Annotated in this window: 15 protein-coding genes; all 15 read right to left on the bottom strand. The window is 75.6% G+C overall.

Features of this window, described 5'->3' with window-relative positions; genetic code table 11:
• Positions 1-6: 6 nt before the first annotated feature.
• The 15 genes from AC3WUG_RS05150 to AC3WUG_RS05080 all read right to left on the bottom strand — a co-directional run bounded on the left by AC3WUG_RS05150 (position 7) and on the right by AC3WUG_RS05080 (position 15,368).
• Positions 7-1,620: a xylulokinase gene (locus AC3WUG_RS05150; protein WP_492326672.1), complete on the bottom strand. Its 1,614-nt coding sequence runs from the start codon at positions 1,618-1,620 to the stop codon at positions 7-9.
• A 245-nt stretch (positions 1,621-1,865) separates the two neighbouring features.
• On the bottom strand, positions 1,866-2,906 hold the full coding sequence (locus AC3WUG_RS05145) for a LacI family DNA-binding transcriptional regulator (RefSeq protein ID WP_492326671.1): 1,041 nt from the start codon (positions 2,904-2,906) through the stop codon (positions 1,866-1,868).
• 7 nt (positions 2,907-2,913) lie between these two features.
• A complete protein-coding gene (gene proC / locus AC3WUG_RS05140; RefSeq protein ID WP_492326670.1) occupies positions 2,914-3,762 on the bottom strand; it encodes a pyrroline-5-carboxylate reductase in 849 nt (282 codons plus the stop codon).
• Between the two features lie 75 nt (positions 3,763-3,837).
• Positions 3,838-4,170 carry a YnfA family protein gene (locus tag AC3WUG_RS05135; RefSeq protein WP_492326669.1) on the bottom strand — a complete coding sequence of 111 codons (333 nt, stop codon included), beginning with the start codon at positions 4,168-4,170 and terminating at the stop codon, positions 3,838-3,840.
• 81 nt (positions 4,171-4,251) lie between these two features.
• Positions 4,252-5,241 (bottom strand): Abi family protein, encoded by a 990-nt coding sequence (locus AC3WUG_RS05130; protein ID WP_492326668.1) that lies wholly within the window; start codon positions 5,239-5,241, stop codon positions 4,252-4,254.
• Positions 5,242-5,445: 204 nt separating this feature from the next.
• Positions 5,446-7,677, bottom strand: a complete 2,232-nt coding sequence (locus AC3WUG_RS05125) for an efflux RND transporter periplasmic adaptor subunit (RefSeq protein ID WP_492326667.1) — start codon at positions 7,675-7,677, stop codon at positions 5,446-5,448.
• Positions 7,670-8,575, bottom strand: a complete 906-nt coding sequence (locus AC3WUG_RS05120; protein ID WP_492326666.1) for a hypothetical protein — start codon at positions 8,573-8,575, stop codon at positions 7,670-7,672. The genes AC3WUG_RS05125 and AC3WUG_RS05120 overlap by 8 nt, the downstream gene beginning before the upstream one ends.
• A gap of 50 nt (positions 8,576-8,625) precedes the next feature.
• A complete protein-coding gene (locus tag AC3WUG_RS05115) occupies positions 8,626-9,858 on the bottom strand; it encodes an ABC transporter permease (RefSeq protein ID WP_492326665.1) in 1,233 nt (410 codons plus the stop codon).
• Positions 9,855-10,586: an ABC transporter ATP-binding protein gene (locus AC3WUG_RS05110; protein WP_492326664.1), complete on the bottom strand. Its 732-nt coding sequence runs from the start codon at positions 10,584-10,586 to the stop codon at positions 9,855-9,857. The genes AC3WUG_RS05115 and AC3WUG_RS05110 overlap by 4 nt, the downstream gene beginning before the upstream one ends.
• A complete protein-coding gene (locus tag AC3WUG_RS05105) occupies positions 10,579-11,865 on the bottom strand; it encodes an efflux RND transporter periplasmic adaptor subunit (protein WP_492326663.1) in 1,287 nt (428 codons plus the stop codon). The genes AC3WUG_RS05110 and AC3WUG_RS05105 overlap by 8 nt, the downstream gene beginning before the upstream one ends.
• A gap of 225 nt (positions 11,866-12,090) precedes the next feature.
• On the bottom strand, positions 12,091-13,653 hold the full coding sequence (locus AC3WUG_RS05100) for a DUF7059 domain-containing protein (protein ID WP_492326662.1): 1,563 nt from the start codon (positions 13,651-13,653) through the stop codon (positions 12,091-12,093).
• Between the two features lie 41 nt (positions 13,654-13,694).
• Positions 13,695-14,357, bottom strand: a complete 663-nt coding sequence (locus tag AC3WUG_RS05095) for a histidine phosphatase family protein (protein ID WP_492326661.1) — start codon at positions 14,355-14,357, stop codon at positions 13,695-13,697.
• The gene (locus tag AC3WUG_RS05090; protein WP_492326660.1) at positions 14,354-14,806 is read right to left on the bottom strand and encodes a hypothetical protein; all 453 of its coding nucleotides are present in this window, start codon (positions 14,804-14,806) and stop codon (positions 14,354-14,356) included. Before AC3WUG_RS05090 ends, AC3WUG_RS05095 begins: the two co-directional genes overlap by 4 nt.
• Before the next feature lie 59 nt (positions 14,807-14,865).
• Positions 14,866-15,105 carry a toxin gene (locus AC3WUG_RS05085; RefSeq protein WP_492326659.1) on the bottom strand — a complete coding sequence of 80 codons (240 nt, stop codon included), beginning with the start codon at positions 15,103-15,105 and terminating at the stop codon, positions 14,866-14,868.
• Positions 15,102-15,368: a ribbon-helix-helix domain-containing protein gene (locus AC3WUG_RS05080; RefSeq protein WP_492326658.1), complete on the bottom strand. Its 267-nt coding sequence runs from the start codon at positions 15,366-15,368 to the stop codon at positions 15,102-15,104. The genes AC3WUG_RS05085 and AC3WUG_RS05080 overlap by 4 nt, the downstream gene beginning before the upstream one ends.
• Positions 15,369-15,400 lie beyond the last annotated feature (32 nt).

Genomic DNA, 15,400 nt, shown 5'->3' with positions numbered 1-15,400 from the left:
GGGTGGTCAGAGGGCCTCGGTCGCGGCGCGTTCGACGGCCAGGCCGGCGCGGTAGCGGTCCAGGAACTGCTCGTAGCCGGCGACGTCCGCCGGGTCCGGCGCCACGGTGTCGACGTCCGCGCCGGCGAACACGCGCTCGGTCAGGTAGGTCGGCAGGTCCTGGTCGGCCGCGGCGTCGAGGTAGGCCGCGAGCACCGCGATGCCCCACGCCCCGCCCTCGGCCGCGGTCTCGCCGACCGCGACGGGCGCGTCGATCGCCGCGGCCAGCAGCCGCTGCGCGACGCCCGCGGTCCGGAACATGCCGCCGTGCGCGAGCATCGCGTCGATCGCGACGCCCTCGCCCCGCAGCACGTGCATGCCGAGGCTCAGCGTGCCGAACGCCGAGTACAGCTGCGTCCGCATGAAGTTGGCGAGCGTCAGCCGGCTGTCGGGCGTGCGCACCACCAGGGGCCGGCCGGCGTCGAGGTCGGTGATCGGCTCGCCGGACAGGTAGTTGTAGGCGAGCAGGCCGCCGCCGTCCGCGTCGCCGTCGAGCGCGGCGCGGAACAGCGCGCCGAACACGTCGTCGGCCGCGGCGGGCGCGCCGAGCGCGGTGGCGAACTCCCCGAACAGGCCGGCCCAGGCGTTGAGCTCCGAGGCGCCGTTGTTGCAGTGCACCATCGCGACCAGGTCGCCGGCCGGGGTGGTCACGACGTCGAGCTCGTGGTGCACCCGCTCCAGCGGCTTCTCGAGCACGACCATCGCGAAGATCGACGTCCCGGCGCTCACGTTGCCGGTGCGCGGGGCGACCGAGTTCGTCGCCACCATGCCGGTGCCGGCGTCGCCCTCGGGCGGGCACAGCGGGATGCCGGCCCGCAGCGTGCCGGTCGGGTCGAGCAGCGCGGCGCCCTCCTCGGTCAGGCGGCCGGCGTCGGCGCCCGCGGGGAGCACCTCGGGCAGCAGGTCGCGCAGGTGCAGGCCGGGGCGGCGGGTCGCGACGATCTCGTCGACCTGGGCCAGCATCGTGGCGTCGTAGTCGCGGGTGGTCGGGTCGATCGGGAACATGCCGGACGCGTCGCCGACCCCGAGGACCTGGCGGCCGGTGAGCCTCCAGTGCACGTAGCCGGCCAGCGTGGTGGTGAAGTCGATCTGCGGGACGTGCGGCTCGTGGTCGAGGATCGCCTGGTAGAGGTGCGCGATGGACCAGCGCAGCGGGATGTTGAAGCCCAGCTTGTCGGTCAGCTCAGCGGCGGCACGGCCGGTCGAGGTGTTCCGCCAGGTCCGGAACGGCACCAGCAGCTCGCCATCGGCGTCGAACGGCAGGTAGCCGTGCATCATCGCCGAGACGCCCAGCGCGCCGAACGTCGTCGGGCGGACGCCGTACCGCTGCTCGACGTCGGCCAGGAGCGTGGCGATCGACTCCTGGAGGCCGGCCCACACCGCGTCGAGGGAGTAGGTCCACACCCCGTCGACGAGCTGGTTCTCCCACTCGTGGCTGCCGGTGGCGACCGGCGCGTGGTCCGGGCCGATCAGGCAGGCCTTGATCCGGGTCGAGCCGAGCTCGATGCCCAGCGAGGTCCGGCCGTCCGTGATCGCGGCGGCGATCTCGTCGCGGCGTGCGTCGTCGTGGTCCTGCGCCATTGCGTGCTCCGTCCTCGCCGTTCGGGCAGCACTGCCCGCTCGCCTGCGATGTTCCCGCACGCGGCGGTACGCCGCGTCCTCCCGCTGATGTTAGCGCTCACACGCCGTCGCACCAACCGCCCTGCTCGCGTGCCCCTGTCCGCCGAGTCTCCGTCCTCGGCCTGTGCGACACGGGGCGTGCGGAGACGCGGAGTGGAGACTCGGCGCACGCGTGGCGCGGGCGGGGCGGGTCAGCGCGGGGCGCGTCAGCGCGCGGCGGGCGGCGCGGTGCTCGCGCGGGGGACCAGGGTCGCCGGGAGGAGGGTGCGGGGCGGGGGGTCGCCCGCCAGGGCGCCGACCAGGGCCCGGATCGCGCTGCGGCCGAGGGCCGGGAAGTCCTGCCGGACGGTCGTCAGCGGCGGGACGAAGTACGCGGCGCCGGCCTCGTCGTCGAAGCCGACGACCGACACGTCCTGCGGCACCCGCAGCCCGCGCTCCCAGAACGCCCGCAGCAGGCCGAGCGCGAGCTGGTCGTTGGCGGCGAACACCGCGGTCGGCGCGCCCGCGTCGGCCAGGCGCAGCCCCTCGCGGTAGCCGGACTCGGCGGACCAGTCGACCTCGACGGGCTCCGGCGCCGCGACGCCCGCGGCGGCGCACGCCTCGCGCCAGCCCGCGAGCCGCTCCTGCGCGTCGAACCAGTCCTGGGGCCCGGCCAGGTGCACGACCTCGCGGTGCCCGAGGTCGACCAGGTGCCGGGTCGCGGCGCGGGCGCCCTCGCGCTGGTCGACCCCGACCGCCACGACGTGCGCGGGTCCCGGCACCGGCTCGCCCGAGGTCACCGAGACGACGGGCACCGGCACGTCGAACGCGGCGACCGCCTCCGCCACGTCGACCTGCGGCGCGATGATCGCGATGCCCTCGACGGCCTGGTCCAGGAAGTGGTCGAGCGCGCCGCGCATGGTCCCGGCGTCGAACGTGTCGATCGCCGCGACGCTCACGTAGTAGCCGACCTCGCGCGCCGCGCTCTCCAGGCCGATGAGCGTGCTGGTCGGGCCGTGGTGCACGGACGACGTGGTGACGACGCCGAGCGCGCCGGACCGGCGGGTGACCAGGGCCCGCGCCGCGCTGTTCCGGCGGTAGCCGAGCTCGGCGATCGCCGCGAGCACGCGGTCCCGGGTCTCCGGCCGGACGCTCGGGTGGTCGTTCAGCACGCGCGACACCGTCTGGTGCGACACCCCGGCCAGCGCGGCGACGTCGCTCATCGCGGGCGGGCGCCGGACGGCGGGGGCGCCGGGCGTGCCGGTCACGGCGGGCCTACCTGTCCCCGCGGGGCGACGGGGCCGCCGCCGCGCCGAGCTCCCGCGACCGGTCGTGCGCCGCCCGCGCCGCCGCGACGACGCCGGCCCGCACCCCGTGCGCGTCCAGCGCCGCCACGCCCGCGACCGTGGTGCCGCCGGGCGACGACACCCGCTCGCGCAGCACCACCGGGTGGTCGCCGGTCTGCGCGGCGAGCGCGGCCGAGCCCTCGACGGTCGCGACCGCGAGCCGGGTCGCGAGGTCGCGGGTCAGACCCAGCAGGACGCCCGCCTCCGCCATCGCGTCGATCAGGTAGAACGCGTACGCCGGGCCCGAGCCGGAGATCGCGGTGACCGCGTCGAGGTCCTTCTCGGCCACCCGCACGACCAGCCCCGTCGCGGCGAGCGCGCGCTCGGCGAGGTCGAGGTGCTCGTCGGTCGCGTGCGTGCCGGGGGCGATCGCGCTGGCGCCCTTGCCGACGAGCGCCGGGGTGTTGGGCATGACCCGGACGACCGGGGTGCCCTCCGGCAGCGCCGCCTCGTACACCGCGACGGGGATGCCGGCGGCGACCGAGACGACCAGGGTGCCGGGCCGCAGCGTCGGCGCGATCTCCGCCAGCACGTCCGGCACGACCTGCGGCTTGACCGCGATCAGCACCAGCCCGGCGCCCTTGACCGCCTTGGCGTTCGGGTCGGCGGCGCGCACCCCGTACCGGCCGGACAGCTCCATGGCCCGGGCGGCGCTGCGCTCGGTGACGTCGACGTCGTCGGCGGTCCAGCCGGCCGCGAGCAGCGCCGTGACCAGGGCCTCGCCCATGACGCCGCCGCCGAGGACCGCCGCGTGCGGTCGTGCCGTGGTCTGCGTCATCGGGTGTCCTCCGGTGGTGGTGGTGCGGGTGGGGCTGGCGGCGAGCCTAGTCCCGGTGGCCGTCGGCCCGGCCGCTCAGGCCGGCCGCGGCGCGTACATGATGACCGCGACCCCGGCGAGGCACAGCAGCGCCCCGAGCACGTCCCAGCGGTCGGGCCGGAAGCCGTCGGCCACCATCCCCCAGGCCAGCGAACCGGCGACGAACACGCCGCCGTACGCCGCCAGGATCCGGCCGAAGTGCGCGTCCGGCTGGAGCGTCGCGACGAACCCGTACAGCCCGAGCGCGATCACCCCCGCGCCGATCCACACCCAGCCCCGGTGCTCGCGCACCCCCTGCCAGACCAGCCACGCGCCGCCGATCTCCAGCAGCGCCGCGAGCGCGAACAGCACGACCGACCGCAGCGGCATGCGGACCCCTCCCCCGCCGGGCCGCGGGCGGGCGCCGGCCGGTCCAGGGTGGCAGAAGGGCGCCCGGCCGGGTCCCCTCGGTCAAGCCGGTTCGTAGGTCCAGAGCTCCATCCCCTGCCAGCCCTCGGGAAACCCCATCGACGAATGGGGATCGAGGCCCGGGACGACAGGGAACTTCTTGACGACCGTCGCCAGCTGCCGCGGCCAGTTCGTCGTCGGGTCCAAGCAGACGAGCATGTGCCCGATGATCGCGGCGAGCACGTACACGCGGTTGTTGTCCGTGTGGCGGAGGTGGTGGAGCCGAAGGTGCGTCTGGGTCGTCGCCGGGATGCGCGGTGGGTACACCGTCGCGCGGTTCCACACGCGCGCGTTGTGAGCGCAGTGGTTGCGCAGGACGTTCAGGGACCGCAGCCAGCCGTGCACGACATCACGGTTCCTGATCTCGAGAGTGCGTGCGATCGCCCCCGCGTCCCGGGAGCCGAGCAGGTTGTACAGGCCCGTCAAGCACCCGAAGGTCATGATCTCCGTGGCCGCCCAGATCGGGAGCCGGCCCTCGTACTTCCAGACGAAGTGGCGGACGAACTCCTCGGTCCTCGCGTCGTCCAGCAAGGCGTGGAAGCGACGCAACCACTCCTCGTGCAGCGTCCTCCGGGGGCCCGCGCCCCTCACGTGGGCGACCTCTCGGCACCGTGCCGCGTCCAGGTGCTCCGCGTCCAGGTGGCCGTGCGGGTCGGTCTTGCCCAGCTGGTAACCGACCTGCACGCGCAGGGCGACCTCGATCCGCTGGAGCCCGCTCAGGAGCACGCCCCGCAGTCGGTCGTCGAAGTCGTGGAGCGCCACCGCCTGCTCGAAGGTCGCCCCGTCGATGAACTTGTCAGACGGTGGCAGCCGCGGTCCCGACGGTCCCTGCGGCGCCGGCTTCCGAAGGACGTAGGTGTAGGCGGAGAGCCGGTAGTAACCGATCCGGCGCAGCGCGCGGACCGCGGCACGGTCGTCACCGATCTCCAGCCCACGCCGACGCAGCAGGTCGACCTGCGCGTTGTAGTTCAGGTGGGGCTTGGCGTACTTCATCGGACGCTCCTGCACAAGAAAACCGACCCATCAGTGCCGGTGACCGGAGGTCGGTGGCACCCAGAGGGGTCGGTGTTTGTGCCACGAGACTAGCCGAGGCACGACGTGCCTGCAGGTGATCTGGGTCACACGACGAGGCAGGGCGCCCGGCCGGTGCCGCGCAGGGGACGCGGGGACCGGCCGGGCGCCGTCGAGGGCCCGGGATCAGCTCCCGGGCGGGCCGCCGGCCGGGAGCTGGCCGCCGCCGAAGCCGCCAACGCCGGGAAAGGACATCTGGCCCTGGCCCGACGACGAGTCGTCGGTGCTGCCGCCCAGGCCGGAGAGCCCGCCGCCGGACTCCGAGTCGTCCGAGACCAGCGACTGGCTCAGGTCCGCCAGCACCACCTGGTCGCCCTCGGACAGGCCGGACACGATCTCGGTGCGCTCGGCGCCGACGGCACCCCGCTCGACCTCGACGGACTCGACCGTCCCGCCGCTGAGCACCTGCACCGTGGCGGTCGAGCCGTCCAGGTGCACCGCCGACGACGGCACCGTGAGCGTCTGCTCGGACGCGGCGACCGCAATGGACACCTGGGCCGAGGAGCCGTTGTAGAGCGCGACGTCCTCTGGGTCGACCGAGATGTCCACGGCGTACGTCGGGTCGGACGAGGTCGTGGACGCGTTGAGGAGGCCGATGGCCGTGACCGTGCCGGTCAGGTCCTCGTCGCTGGTGCGCACCGAGAGGGCCGCCTCCTGGCCCACCTCGACCAGGTCGACCTGGCTGAGCGGGACCGTCGTGGACACGGTGTACCCGTCGTCGCCGATGACGGTGATGACGGCCGACGTCGACGAGGCCTCGACCTCGTCGCCCGCGGTGATCGAGACCGCCGCGACGGTGCCCGCGATCGGGCTGGTGAGGTCGACCAGGTCCAGCTTGCTCCGCGCGATGGCGAGCTCCGCCTCGGCCTGGTCGATCGCGGCCTGGTCGGCGAGCAGGTCGGCGGCGCTCGCGACCGCGGAGGTGCCCGCGGAGCCCGAGGCGCCCGAGCCCGAGGAGCCGGACGGCACGGAGCCCGTGGTGGAGGACGTGTCGCCCGAGGACGACTGGCCCGTGCCGGACGACGAGCCGCTCGGCAGCGCGGCGCTCTGGTCGGCGGCCGCGGAGCCGTCGGTGGTGCCGCTCGCCGTGCCGCCGGTCGTCCCGGTCGTGCCGCCCGTCGACGGCGCCGTGCCCGTGCCGCCCGAGCCCGCCGACGTCAGCGCGTCCTGCGCCGCGGCCACCGCGGTGTCGAGGTCGGTCACCAGGGTCATGAGGCTGGTCTGCGCCTCGTCCACGGTCGTCTGCGCCGCGAGCACGGTGGTGATGGCGTCCTGGCACGACGTGAGGTCGTCGGTGGTCGTGCTGGTGGTGGACGCGGCGCCGGTGATCACCGCGCCCGTCGTCGCGGCGGCGCCGGTCGCGGTGGCGTCCGCCGTCGCAGCCTCCTCGGCCGGCGCGTCCTGCGCCGGCTCCTCGGTCGGATCGGGGGTCGGCTCGGTGGCCGGCTCGGTGGTCGGCTCGTCCGTCGAGCCGTCGCCGGACCCGCCGCCCGAGCCGTCGCCGGCCCCGTCACCCGAGCCGTCGCCGGACCCGTCGCCGTCGAGCACCGCCCGGCACGCCTCCTGCGCGGCCGCGGTCGCGGTGGACGCCTCCGCCAGCGCCGCCTGCGCCGCCTGGTACTGCGCGAGCAGCGCCTGCTGGGCGGCCTTCACGGCGGCGACCGCCTGCGTCACGGCGGGGTCCGCCGCCGACCCGCCGCCGTCGGTCGCGCCGGCTCCCGTCGACCCGCCGGCCTGCGCGTCGCCGCCGGTCGCCGAGGCGTCGGGGACCGAGCCGGTCGAGCCCGTCCCGGTCGACCCGGACCCCGTCGACCCGGACCCGGTCGTCGACGACCCCGTCCCGCCCGAGGCGGACGAGCCGGTGCTGGTCGTGCTGCCGCTCGTGCTGCTGCCCGAGGTCTGGGAGTCGATGTCGTCCTCCAGCTGCTGCTGCGCGTCGGCGACGGCCTGCTCGGCCTCCTCGACGGCATCCTCCAGCGACGCGGTGTCGAGCGTGGCGAGCACCTGGCCCGCCGTGACGGTGTCGCCCACGGCCACGTCGACCGCGCCGACGGTGCCGGCGACGGAGAACGCCCGGTCGTACCGGCTGGCCGAGGCGACGGTGCCGGTCGCGTCGATGGTCTGCTCCACGGTGCCGAGCGCCGCGGTGGCGGTCCGGTAGCCGCTGGCCCTCGCGCTGGTGACGGCGATGGCGACCCCGCCGCCGAACAGACTGAGCGCGGCCGCCGCGGCGACCCCGCCCAGCACGAGCCGCCGGCGGCGCGTCGCCCGCCGGGCCCGGGCCTTGGGCGTCAGAGGCGTCGCGGGGGTCGCCTCGGCCTCCCGGCGACCCACGCGCCGCTTCAGGCTGTCACGCATCGTCGCCCTCGCTCCCGGTCGAGCCGGTCGCGCCCGGGAAGCCGCCGCGGCCGCCGAACCCGGTCGAGCAGCCGTCGTCCGTCGCGTCGGACAGCGTGAGGCTCGTCGCGGCGACCTGGCCGCTGCTGTCGGCCTCGCCCTGCGCCGTGACGCACCGGCCCACCGCGATGGCCGTGGCGTCGGCCGCGACCGTGCTGGTGAAGGCGGTGGCGTCGTCGACGGTGACGGTGACGGTGGCGGTCGTCGTCGTCGCGTCGTCGGCCCCGGGCGCCCTCGTCGACTCGACCGTGATCGTGCTGCCGTCGACCGCGGTGACCAGCCCGGCGGTCGCGCCGCCGAACCCGCCCTCGGACCCGCCCCCGGAGCCGCCGACCGGCACGTCCGTCGGTGCGCCGTCGGGCATCTCGGCGCCCTCGGGCAGGTCGGTCGGCCTCCCGCTGGGCAGCTCGCCGTCCGCCGGGAACCCGCCGCCCGAGCCACCGCCGAAGCCGCCCGTGCAGCCGTCGTCGGTCGCCGCGGTGATCGCGACGGACGTCGCCGCGGCGCCCTCGTCGCCCGAGGTGAACGCCACCACGCACGACCCGACGGTGACGTCGGACAGCGCGGCGGTGACGGTCTGGGTGATCGTCGTCGTGTCGTCCCAGGCGACCGCCGTCTGCCCGTCGTCGCCCTGCACCTGCAGGAGGGCGTCGGTGACGGCGGCGATCTCGCCCGAGGTGCCGCCGCCGGGCAGCCCCCCGCCGCCCTGGCCGGACGGCGCCTGCGCCTGCGCGGCGTCGCCGGCGTCCGCGGTGCCGGTGTCCCCGGCGTCGGCGGTGCCGCTCGAGCAGGCCGCGAGCAGGGCCAGGACCGCCGCGGCGGCGGGGGCGGCCAGCAGGCCGGTGCGGGTGCGGGACATGTCTCTCCTCGTGGTGGTGGTACTGAAGGGGGCCGCGGGTCGCACGGGCCTCACTCCGACCGCAGGGCGTCGATGGGCGCGAGCCTCGCGGCCCGGGTGGCGGGGTAGACGCCGAACACGAGGCCGATGGCCATCGCGATCGCGACCGAGCCGCCGACGGCGGCGCCCGAGATGACGATCGAGGTGTCCAGCAGGTCCGGCAGGGCCTTCGCGGCGACGACGCCGAGCGCCGCACCGAGCAGGCCGCCGGCCAGGCCGAGCACGCCCGCCTCGACCAGGAACTGCCGCCGGATGGCCCACGGCGGGGCGCCGAGCGCCTTGCGCAGGCCGATCTCGCGGGTCCGCTCGGTGACGGAGACCAGCATGATGTTCATGACCCCGATCCCGCCGACCAGCAGCGAGAGCGCCGCGATGCCGGTGAGCAGGACGGTCAGCGTCCGGTAGACCGAGGTCGCCGTGCTGACCAGGGAGTCCTGGCTGTCGATGCTGAAGTCCGCGCTGTCCGCGTCGGTGATGTCGTGCAGGTTGAGCAGGAGCTGGTTCGCCTCCTGGTACGCCGCGCCGAGCTGGTCCGCCGACGATGCCTGGACGTAGATCGTGGTGAGGGAGTTCCGGTCGAAGCCGCCCGACACCGTGTCGGAGGCGGTGGTCAACGGGATCACGACCAGGTCGTCGAGGTCGGTGTCCGTGCTGGAGCCCGCGGTGTCGAGGACGCCGACGATCGTGAACGCGGTGTCCGCGATCGTGAGCTGCTGGCCGACGACGTTCGTGGTGCCGAACAGCTCGGTGGCGGTGGTCGCACCGATGACGGCCACGGTCGCGCCCTCCGCGTCGTCGTCCGCCGTGAGGAACTCGCCGGAGGTGACCGCACGGGACCGGACGTCGAGCCAGTCCTCGGTGGTGCCGACGACCGTGGTGGTCCAGTTCGTGTCGTTGGCCTCCACGGACTGCGACGACTCCTTCTCCGGCGCGACGGCGCCGACGTCCGGGGCGTTCACCTCGGAGGACAGCGCGTCGGCGTCCGACCGGGTCAGCGTCGCGCCGGTGCCGAACCCGCCGCGCACGCCGTCGGAGTCGGTCGACGACCCGGGCGTGACGATGAGCAGGTTCGACCCCAGCGCGCTGATCTGCTGGCTCACGTCCTTCTGCGTGCCCAGGCCCAGCCCGACGGTGAGGATCACCGCGGCGATGCCGATGAGGATGCCGAGCACGGTGAGCATCGAGCGCAGCTTGTGCCCCCGCACCGCGGCCCAGCCGGTGCGCAGGGTCTCGGACCAGGTCATCGCGGGTTCACCTCGTCGGACTGGATGAGGCCGTCGCGAACTGTCGCGATGCGCCGGGCGTGCTCGGCGACCTCGAGCTCGTGGGTGATGAGCACGATGGTGCGGCCCTGGGCGTGCAGCTCGTCGAACAGCGCGAGCACGTCCTCGGTGGACCGGGAGTCGAGGTTGCCGGTGGGCTCGTCCGCCAGGATCAGCGCGGGCTCGCCCACCAGGGCGCGGGCGACGGCGACGCGCTGCTGCTGGCCGCCGGACAGCTCGCCCGGCCGGTTGTCCAGCTTGTCGCCCAGGCCGACCCGCTCCAGGGCGGCGACCGCGCGCTCCCTGCGCTCGGCCGCCGGCACCCGGCCGTACACCAGGGGCAGCTCGACGTTCCGCCACGCGCTGAGCGACGGCAGCAGGTGGAACTGCTGGAACACGAACCCGAGCCGCCGGTTCCGGACGTCCGCGAGCTCGACCTCGTCCAGCTCGCCGACGTCCTCCCCCGCCAGCCGGTACTCGCCGGCGGTCAGGACGTCCAGGCAGCCGACGATGTTCATCAGCGTCGACTTGCCGGAGCCCGACGGGCCCATGATCGCGACGTACTCGCCGGCGCCGATCGCCAGGTCGACGCCCCGCAGGGCCTCGAACTCGATGCTGCCCGTCCGGTAGGTCTTGCGGGCGCCGGCGAGCTCGATGACGGTCCCCTGCGGGTCGGCCTCGGTCGGGCGGTCCAGGACGAGCTCAGCCATTGCCGCCGCCGCCCGGGAAGCCGCCCTGCGAGAAGTCGGGCATCTCGCCGGACGAGAAGTCCGGCATCTCGCCGCCGCCGGGCCCCTGCTGGGTGTCGCCGGAGCCGGCGCCGTCGCCGGAGCCGGAGCCCGAGGCCCGCGGGCTGAACGCGGTGACCAGCACCTCGTCGCCCTCGGCCAGGCCGTCGGTGATCTCGACCAGGTTGCCCGACGTCTCGCCGACGGTGACCGCCGTGGTCACCGTCCCGCCGTCCGCACCCTCCTGCGTGACCACGGTCCGGCCGTCCTCGGTGGTCACCGCCGACGCGGGCACGGTCAGCACGTCGGTGCGGCGCTCGTAGATGATCGAGACGTCCACCGACTCGCCGTCGTGCAGCCCCTCGGGGGTGCCGGTGACCGCGACGGTCACCGGGTAGGACGCGACGCCGCCGGAGCTGCTGGACAGCAGCCCGATCTCGGTCACGGTGCCGTAGATGGTCTCGGTCGAGCTGCTGGTCGTGAGCTCGGCCTGGTTCCCGACGGCGAGCAGGGCTACGTCCGACTCGCTCACGCTGACGCTGGTCTGCCACGCGTCCGTGCCGACGACGACGAACTGCGCGGTGCTGGCCGAGGTGGTCGTGGACGACGACCCCGTCGCGCCGCCGCCGCCCGTCATGCCGGTGGCGCCGGTGCTCCCCGTGCTGCCGGTGCTCCCGCTCCCCGACGACGAGCCCGAGCCGGTGACCACGTCCCCGACCTCGAGGTCCACGGTGGTGAGCAGCCCCGACACCGGCGCGGTCAGCGTCGCGCCGGCCAGGTCGGCCTCCGCGGCGGCGACGGCGGTCCTCGCGACGTCCACCTGGGCGGATAGCGCGGCGACCTGCGCGTCCGAGGCGTCCGAGCCGTCGGCCTCGTCCTCGGTGTTCGACAGCGACGCCTGGGCGCTCGCCAGCTCGGCCTTCGCCTGGAGCAGCGCGGCGTCCAGCTGCAGCGTGTCGACCGTCGCGAGCTGCTGGCCCGCGGTCACGGTGTCGCCGGCCGCGACGTCGACCGAGGTCACGGTGCCGCTCACCGCGAACGACACGTCCTCCTGCACGGTCGGCGTCAGCGTGCCGGATCCCGACACGGACTGCTGGATGGTCGACAGGCTCGCGGCCACCGACGTCGTCGTCGGGGCGGCGGCCTGCGCCTCGGTCTCGCGGAACCCGAACCAGTACACCCCGGTCCCGGCGACGCCGGCCAGCAGCACGACGGCCACCACCCGCACCCACGGTCGGGTGCGCCTCCACAGCGACAGCATGCTCTCCCTCGGTCCGTCGGGGACGGACCGCGCTCGCGGGCGGTGCCGCGGGGCCGTCCCGGCTGGTCAGGACCGTAGGGAGCGAGGCTGGACCGGCCGTAGCACCCCCCTGTGCCCAGCCTGTGCGGGCGGTGCCGGGGCACGGGCGGGACGGTGAACACCTCGACAGTGGATGGTGGGGTGCGGCCGGTGGGGTGGGGCCGGTGCGGGTGCGGGCCCCGGGGATCAGGCCGGGAGGAGCAGTCCGTCCGCCACCAGGCCGCGGACCTCGGGCAGCACGTCGGCCGCCACCGCGCCCGCGTCGACGCCGAGCAGCGCGCCCAGGGCGCCGACGATCTGCCCGACCGTGAGCTCCCCGTCGCACGCACCGACCAGCCCGGCGAGCGCCGTCCCCGCCTGCACGGTCCGCCCGAACCCGCCGCCCTGGCGCAGCAGCACGATCTGCGGGTCGACGTCGCCCGGCCGCAGGTACCGCTCCTCCGTGACGTCCGCGGGCACGAGCAGCCGCTCGGCCGCGAGTGCCGCGTCGTCCCGCCGGCGCAGCCAGTCGTGCGCGGCCAGCGACGCCCCGATGGCCGGGCCGAGGGGCTGCCGGACGGTGCCGGTGACCTCCTCGAGCCGCCGCAGCCGGGGGGCGTCCGCCAGGTCCGCGGCCGGCCGGCGCAGGACGACGATGCCGAACCCGATGCCCTCGACGTCCCGGGACGCGAAGTCGGCGAGCCAGGCGGCGTACCGGGCGCGCCAGGCGGCGGGGTCGCGGTCGGGGGTGGTGCCGCCGTCGCGGATCCAGGTCTCGGCGTACTGGGCGGGGTCCTGCAGCTCGCGCTGCACGACCCACCCGTCCAGCCCGGACGCGTCGAGCCAGGCGCCGACGCGCTCGTCCCAGGACTCGCCGCGCCGCACCTCCCAGTTGCCGAGCAGCTGGGCCACCCCACCGGGGGCGAGCACCGACCCGACCGACGTGATCAGGTCGGACACGATCGCGTCGCCGGTGCGGCCGCCGTCCCGGTACTCGTAGGTCGGCACGTCCGCGGCCGCGCGCGGGGTGATGACGAACGGCGGGTTGCTCACCACCAGGTCGAACCGCTCCCCCGCGACCGGCTCCAGCATCGAGCCCCGCCGCAGCTCCAGCGCGCCCGGCGCCAGCCCGGCGAGCGTCGCGTTGAACCGGGCGAACCCGAGCGCCCGCGCCGAGATGTCCGTGCCGACGACCACGTCGCTGTGCCGGGCCGCGTGCAGGGCCTGGATCCCGCAGCCGGTGCCGAGGTCGAGCGTCCGGGCGCTGGGCTCGCGCACGGTGACCTGCGCGAGGGTCGTCGACGCGCCGCCGACGCCCAGCACGTGGTCGGTGCGCAGCGCGCCGCCGGTCGCCAGCTCGCCGAGGTCGGACGCCACCCACCAGTCGACCGGTCCGGCGGCGTCCTCCGCCTCGTAGGGCCGGAGGTCGACCCGGGCCCGCACCGCGTCCTCGGCGTCCGCACCCGCCGCGACGACCAGCCCCAGCCGCTCCGCGCCGGCCACGCCGAGCGACGGCAGCGCGCGGGCCAGCGCGACCGCGGGCACCGGGACGCCGAGCACGAACGCCCGGACCAGCGCCGCGCGGGGCTCGTCACCGGCGGTCGCCAGCAGGGCGGGGACCGGCTCCTCGCGGTGCAGCGCGGCGCTCGCGACCGGGCCCAGCAGCTCCTCGACGCCGGGCACGGTGAACCCCGAGGCGGCGAGGTCGCTGCGCAGGGCGGCGACGAGCGCGGGGTCGGCGGTCAGGGGCTCGGTCGGTGCGGCGTCCACCAGACCATCCTCCCCGACGCGACCCGGCGCGTAGGCCCGCGTCAGACCGGCAGCGGCTCCCCGCCCGGCCCGTCGCCCCCGGCGGGCGCGGCGTGCGGCACGACCTCGTCCTGCCAGCGCGTCGCGTACCAGCCGGTCGGGCCGCCGGACTCCAGGGTCACCACGCCGGTGTTGTCGAGCGGCCAGCGCCCGGACGTGGCCGCGTCCAGGTTCCCGGCCCGGGTCAGCGTCCAGAGCCGGATCATCGCGCCGTGGCTGACGACCGCGACGGTGCCCGCGCCGGTGCCGAGCAGCTCGTCCACGACCGCGTCGAACCGGTCGAGCGTCTCCTGCCCCGACTCCCCGCCCGGCATCGCGGCGCCCAGGTCCCCCGACGCCCAGGCCACCATCGTCGAGAGGTACCGGTGCACCGACTCGTCGTCCGTGCGCATCTCCAGGTCCCCGGCGAGCACCTCGCGCAGGCCCTCCCGGACCTGCACCTCGAGTCCGTGCGGCCGCGCCACCTCCGCGGCGGTCGACCGCGCGCGGTCCAGCGTCGACGCGAACACCGCGCCGAGCGGCTCCGCGGCCAGCGCCTGCCCGACCGCGCGCGCCTGCCGCTCACCCTCGGGGGTCAGCGGCGCGCCCGGGGCGGCGGTGTCGAGCGCGTGGACCAGGTTGGACGGGGTCTGGCCGTGCCGGACGAGGTGCAGCCGCACGGTCACTCGCAGTTCTCGGTGGTGAACGCGCTCAGGTCGTCGCTCGCCGTGGCGAGGTCGTCGGAGTCGGCCTGCTCGGCGAACTGCTGCAGGGCTGCGGTGAACGCCTCCTGGTCCGTCGGGTCGATGTCGGCCAGCGCGTCGTCCAGCTCGGCGAACGTCGAGGTGAACACGCCCCACGAGTCCGCGATGTCGTCCGGCGCCTCGACCTCGTCGAACTGGTCGCGGGCGTCCGAGATGGCGTCGGCGAACGCCTGCGGGTCGTCGCTGAGCGACCCGGCGGCGGTGATCTCCGTCATCGCGTCCTCGCCCGCGGAGCAGAACGCCTGGACCTTGTCGTCGTCGCCCGAGCAGGCCGCGAGCGGGACGACGAGCGCCAGCAGCGCGGCACCCGCGAGGGCGCCGCGAGCGGCGCGGCGGGACGGACGGAGGGCGGCGGCGCGGCGCGAGGTCATGGTCCCCACCCTGCCGGACGGTCCGCCGGGCGTCGAGGCGGGCCGTGCTGGGCCTGCGCTCAGCCCAGCAGCTCAAGGTAGCTCCGGCGCGCAGGCATCGCGTGGATGACGAGCTCGTTGCCGCTGTCGAACCGCAGCACCACGATCTCGAGCACCCGCCCCACCCGGTCGAAGCCCAGCCGCAGCTCGCGCGCAGGGCTGTCCTCGTCGAGCGGAGAGACGTACACAGCGTGGGCGGCGGCGTGGAGCGCGTCCTGGTCCTGCACACCGTGCTTCCGGGCCGACGGGTGGATCCTCACGCCACCTCGTCACCGACCCAGGCCCGAAGCGCGGTCCGGATCGCCTCGGACCGGTTCAGGTGCTCGTGCTCTGCCCGCCGCGTCAACGCGGCCAGCAGCGCGTCGTCGAGCCGGACCGGCACCACGGTGCCGGGGGTCGCGCCGCGTCGCGGTCGACCGCGACGTCGTAGGGCCGCGACGTCGTAGCCGCGCTCGGCCTCGTCCGCCCACGCCTGGATCTGCTCGTCGGTGACCGGGGTCCCGTCGATCGTCTCGTCGCCCATGCCGAATAACGTATACGAAAACGGCTTGCGTC

The organism is Cellulomonas sp. EB106-03-03-XG116 (assembly GCF_058792015.1).
The sequence above is the reverse complement of the archived record's forward strand: the minus strand, read 5'-3'. Positions and strand labels throughout refer to the sequence as shown.

Coding starts and splice junctions, on each gene's coding strand:
- AC3WUG_RS05080 (WP_492326658.1), bottom strand. CDS start 15,368: ATGGGCGACGAGACGATCGACGGGACCCCGGTCACCGACGAGCAGATC.
- AC3WUG_RS05120 (WP_492326666.1), bottom strand. CDS start 8,575: ATGTCCCGCACCCGCACCGGCCTGCTGGCCGCCCCCGCCGCCGCGGCG.
- AC3WUG_RS05150 (WP_492326672.1), bottom strand. CDS start 1,620: ATGGCGCAGGACCACGACGACGCACGCCGCGACGAGATCGCCGCCGCG.
- AC3WUG_RS05130 (WP_492326668.1), bottom strand. CDS start 5,241: ATGAAGTACGCCAAGCCCCACCTGAACTACAACGCGCAGGTCGACCTG.
- proC (WP_492326670.1), bottom strand. CDS start 3,762: ATGACGCAGACCACGGCACGACCGCACGCGGCGGTCCTCGGCGGCGGC.
- AC3WUG_RS05090 (WP_492326660.1), bottom strand. CDS start 14,806: ATGACCTCGCGCCGCGCCGCCGCCCTCCGTCCGTCCCGCCGCGCCGCT.
- AC3WUG_RS05135 (WP_492326669.1), bottom strand. CDS start 4,170: ATGCCGCTGCGGTCGGTCGTGCTGTTCGCGCTCGCGGCGCTGCTGGAG.
- AC3WUG_RS05125 (WP_492326667.1), bottom strand. CDS start 7,677: ATGCGTGACAGCCTGAAGCGGCGCGTGGGTCGCCGGGAGGCCGAGGCG.
- AC3WUG_RS05105 (WP_492326663.1), bottom strand. CDS start 11,865: ATGCTGTCGCTGTGGAGGCGCACCCGACCGTGGGTGCGGGTGGTGGCC.
- AC3WUG_RS05110 (WP_492326664.1), bottom strand. CDS start 10,586: ATGGCTGAGCTCGTCCTGGACCGCCCGACCGAGGCCGACCCGCAGGGG.
- AC3WUG_RS05115 (WP_492326665.1), bottom strand. CDS start 9,858: ATGACCTGGTCCGAGACCCTGCGCACCGGCTGGGCCGCGGTGCGGGGG.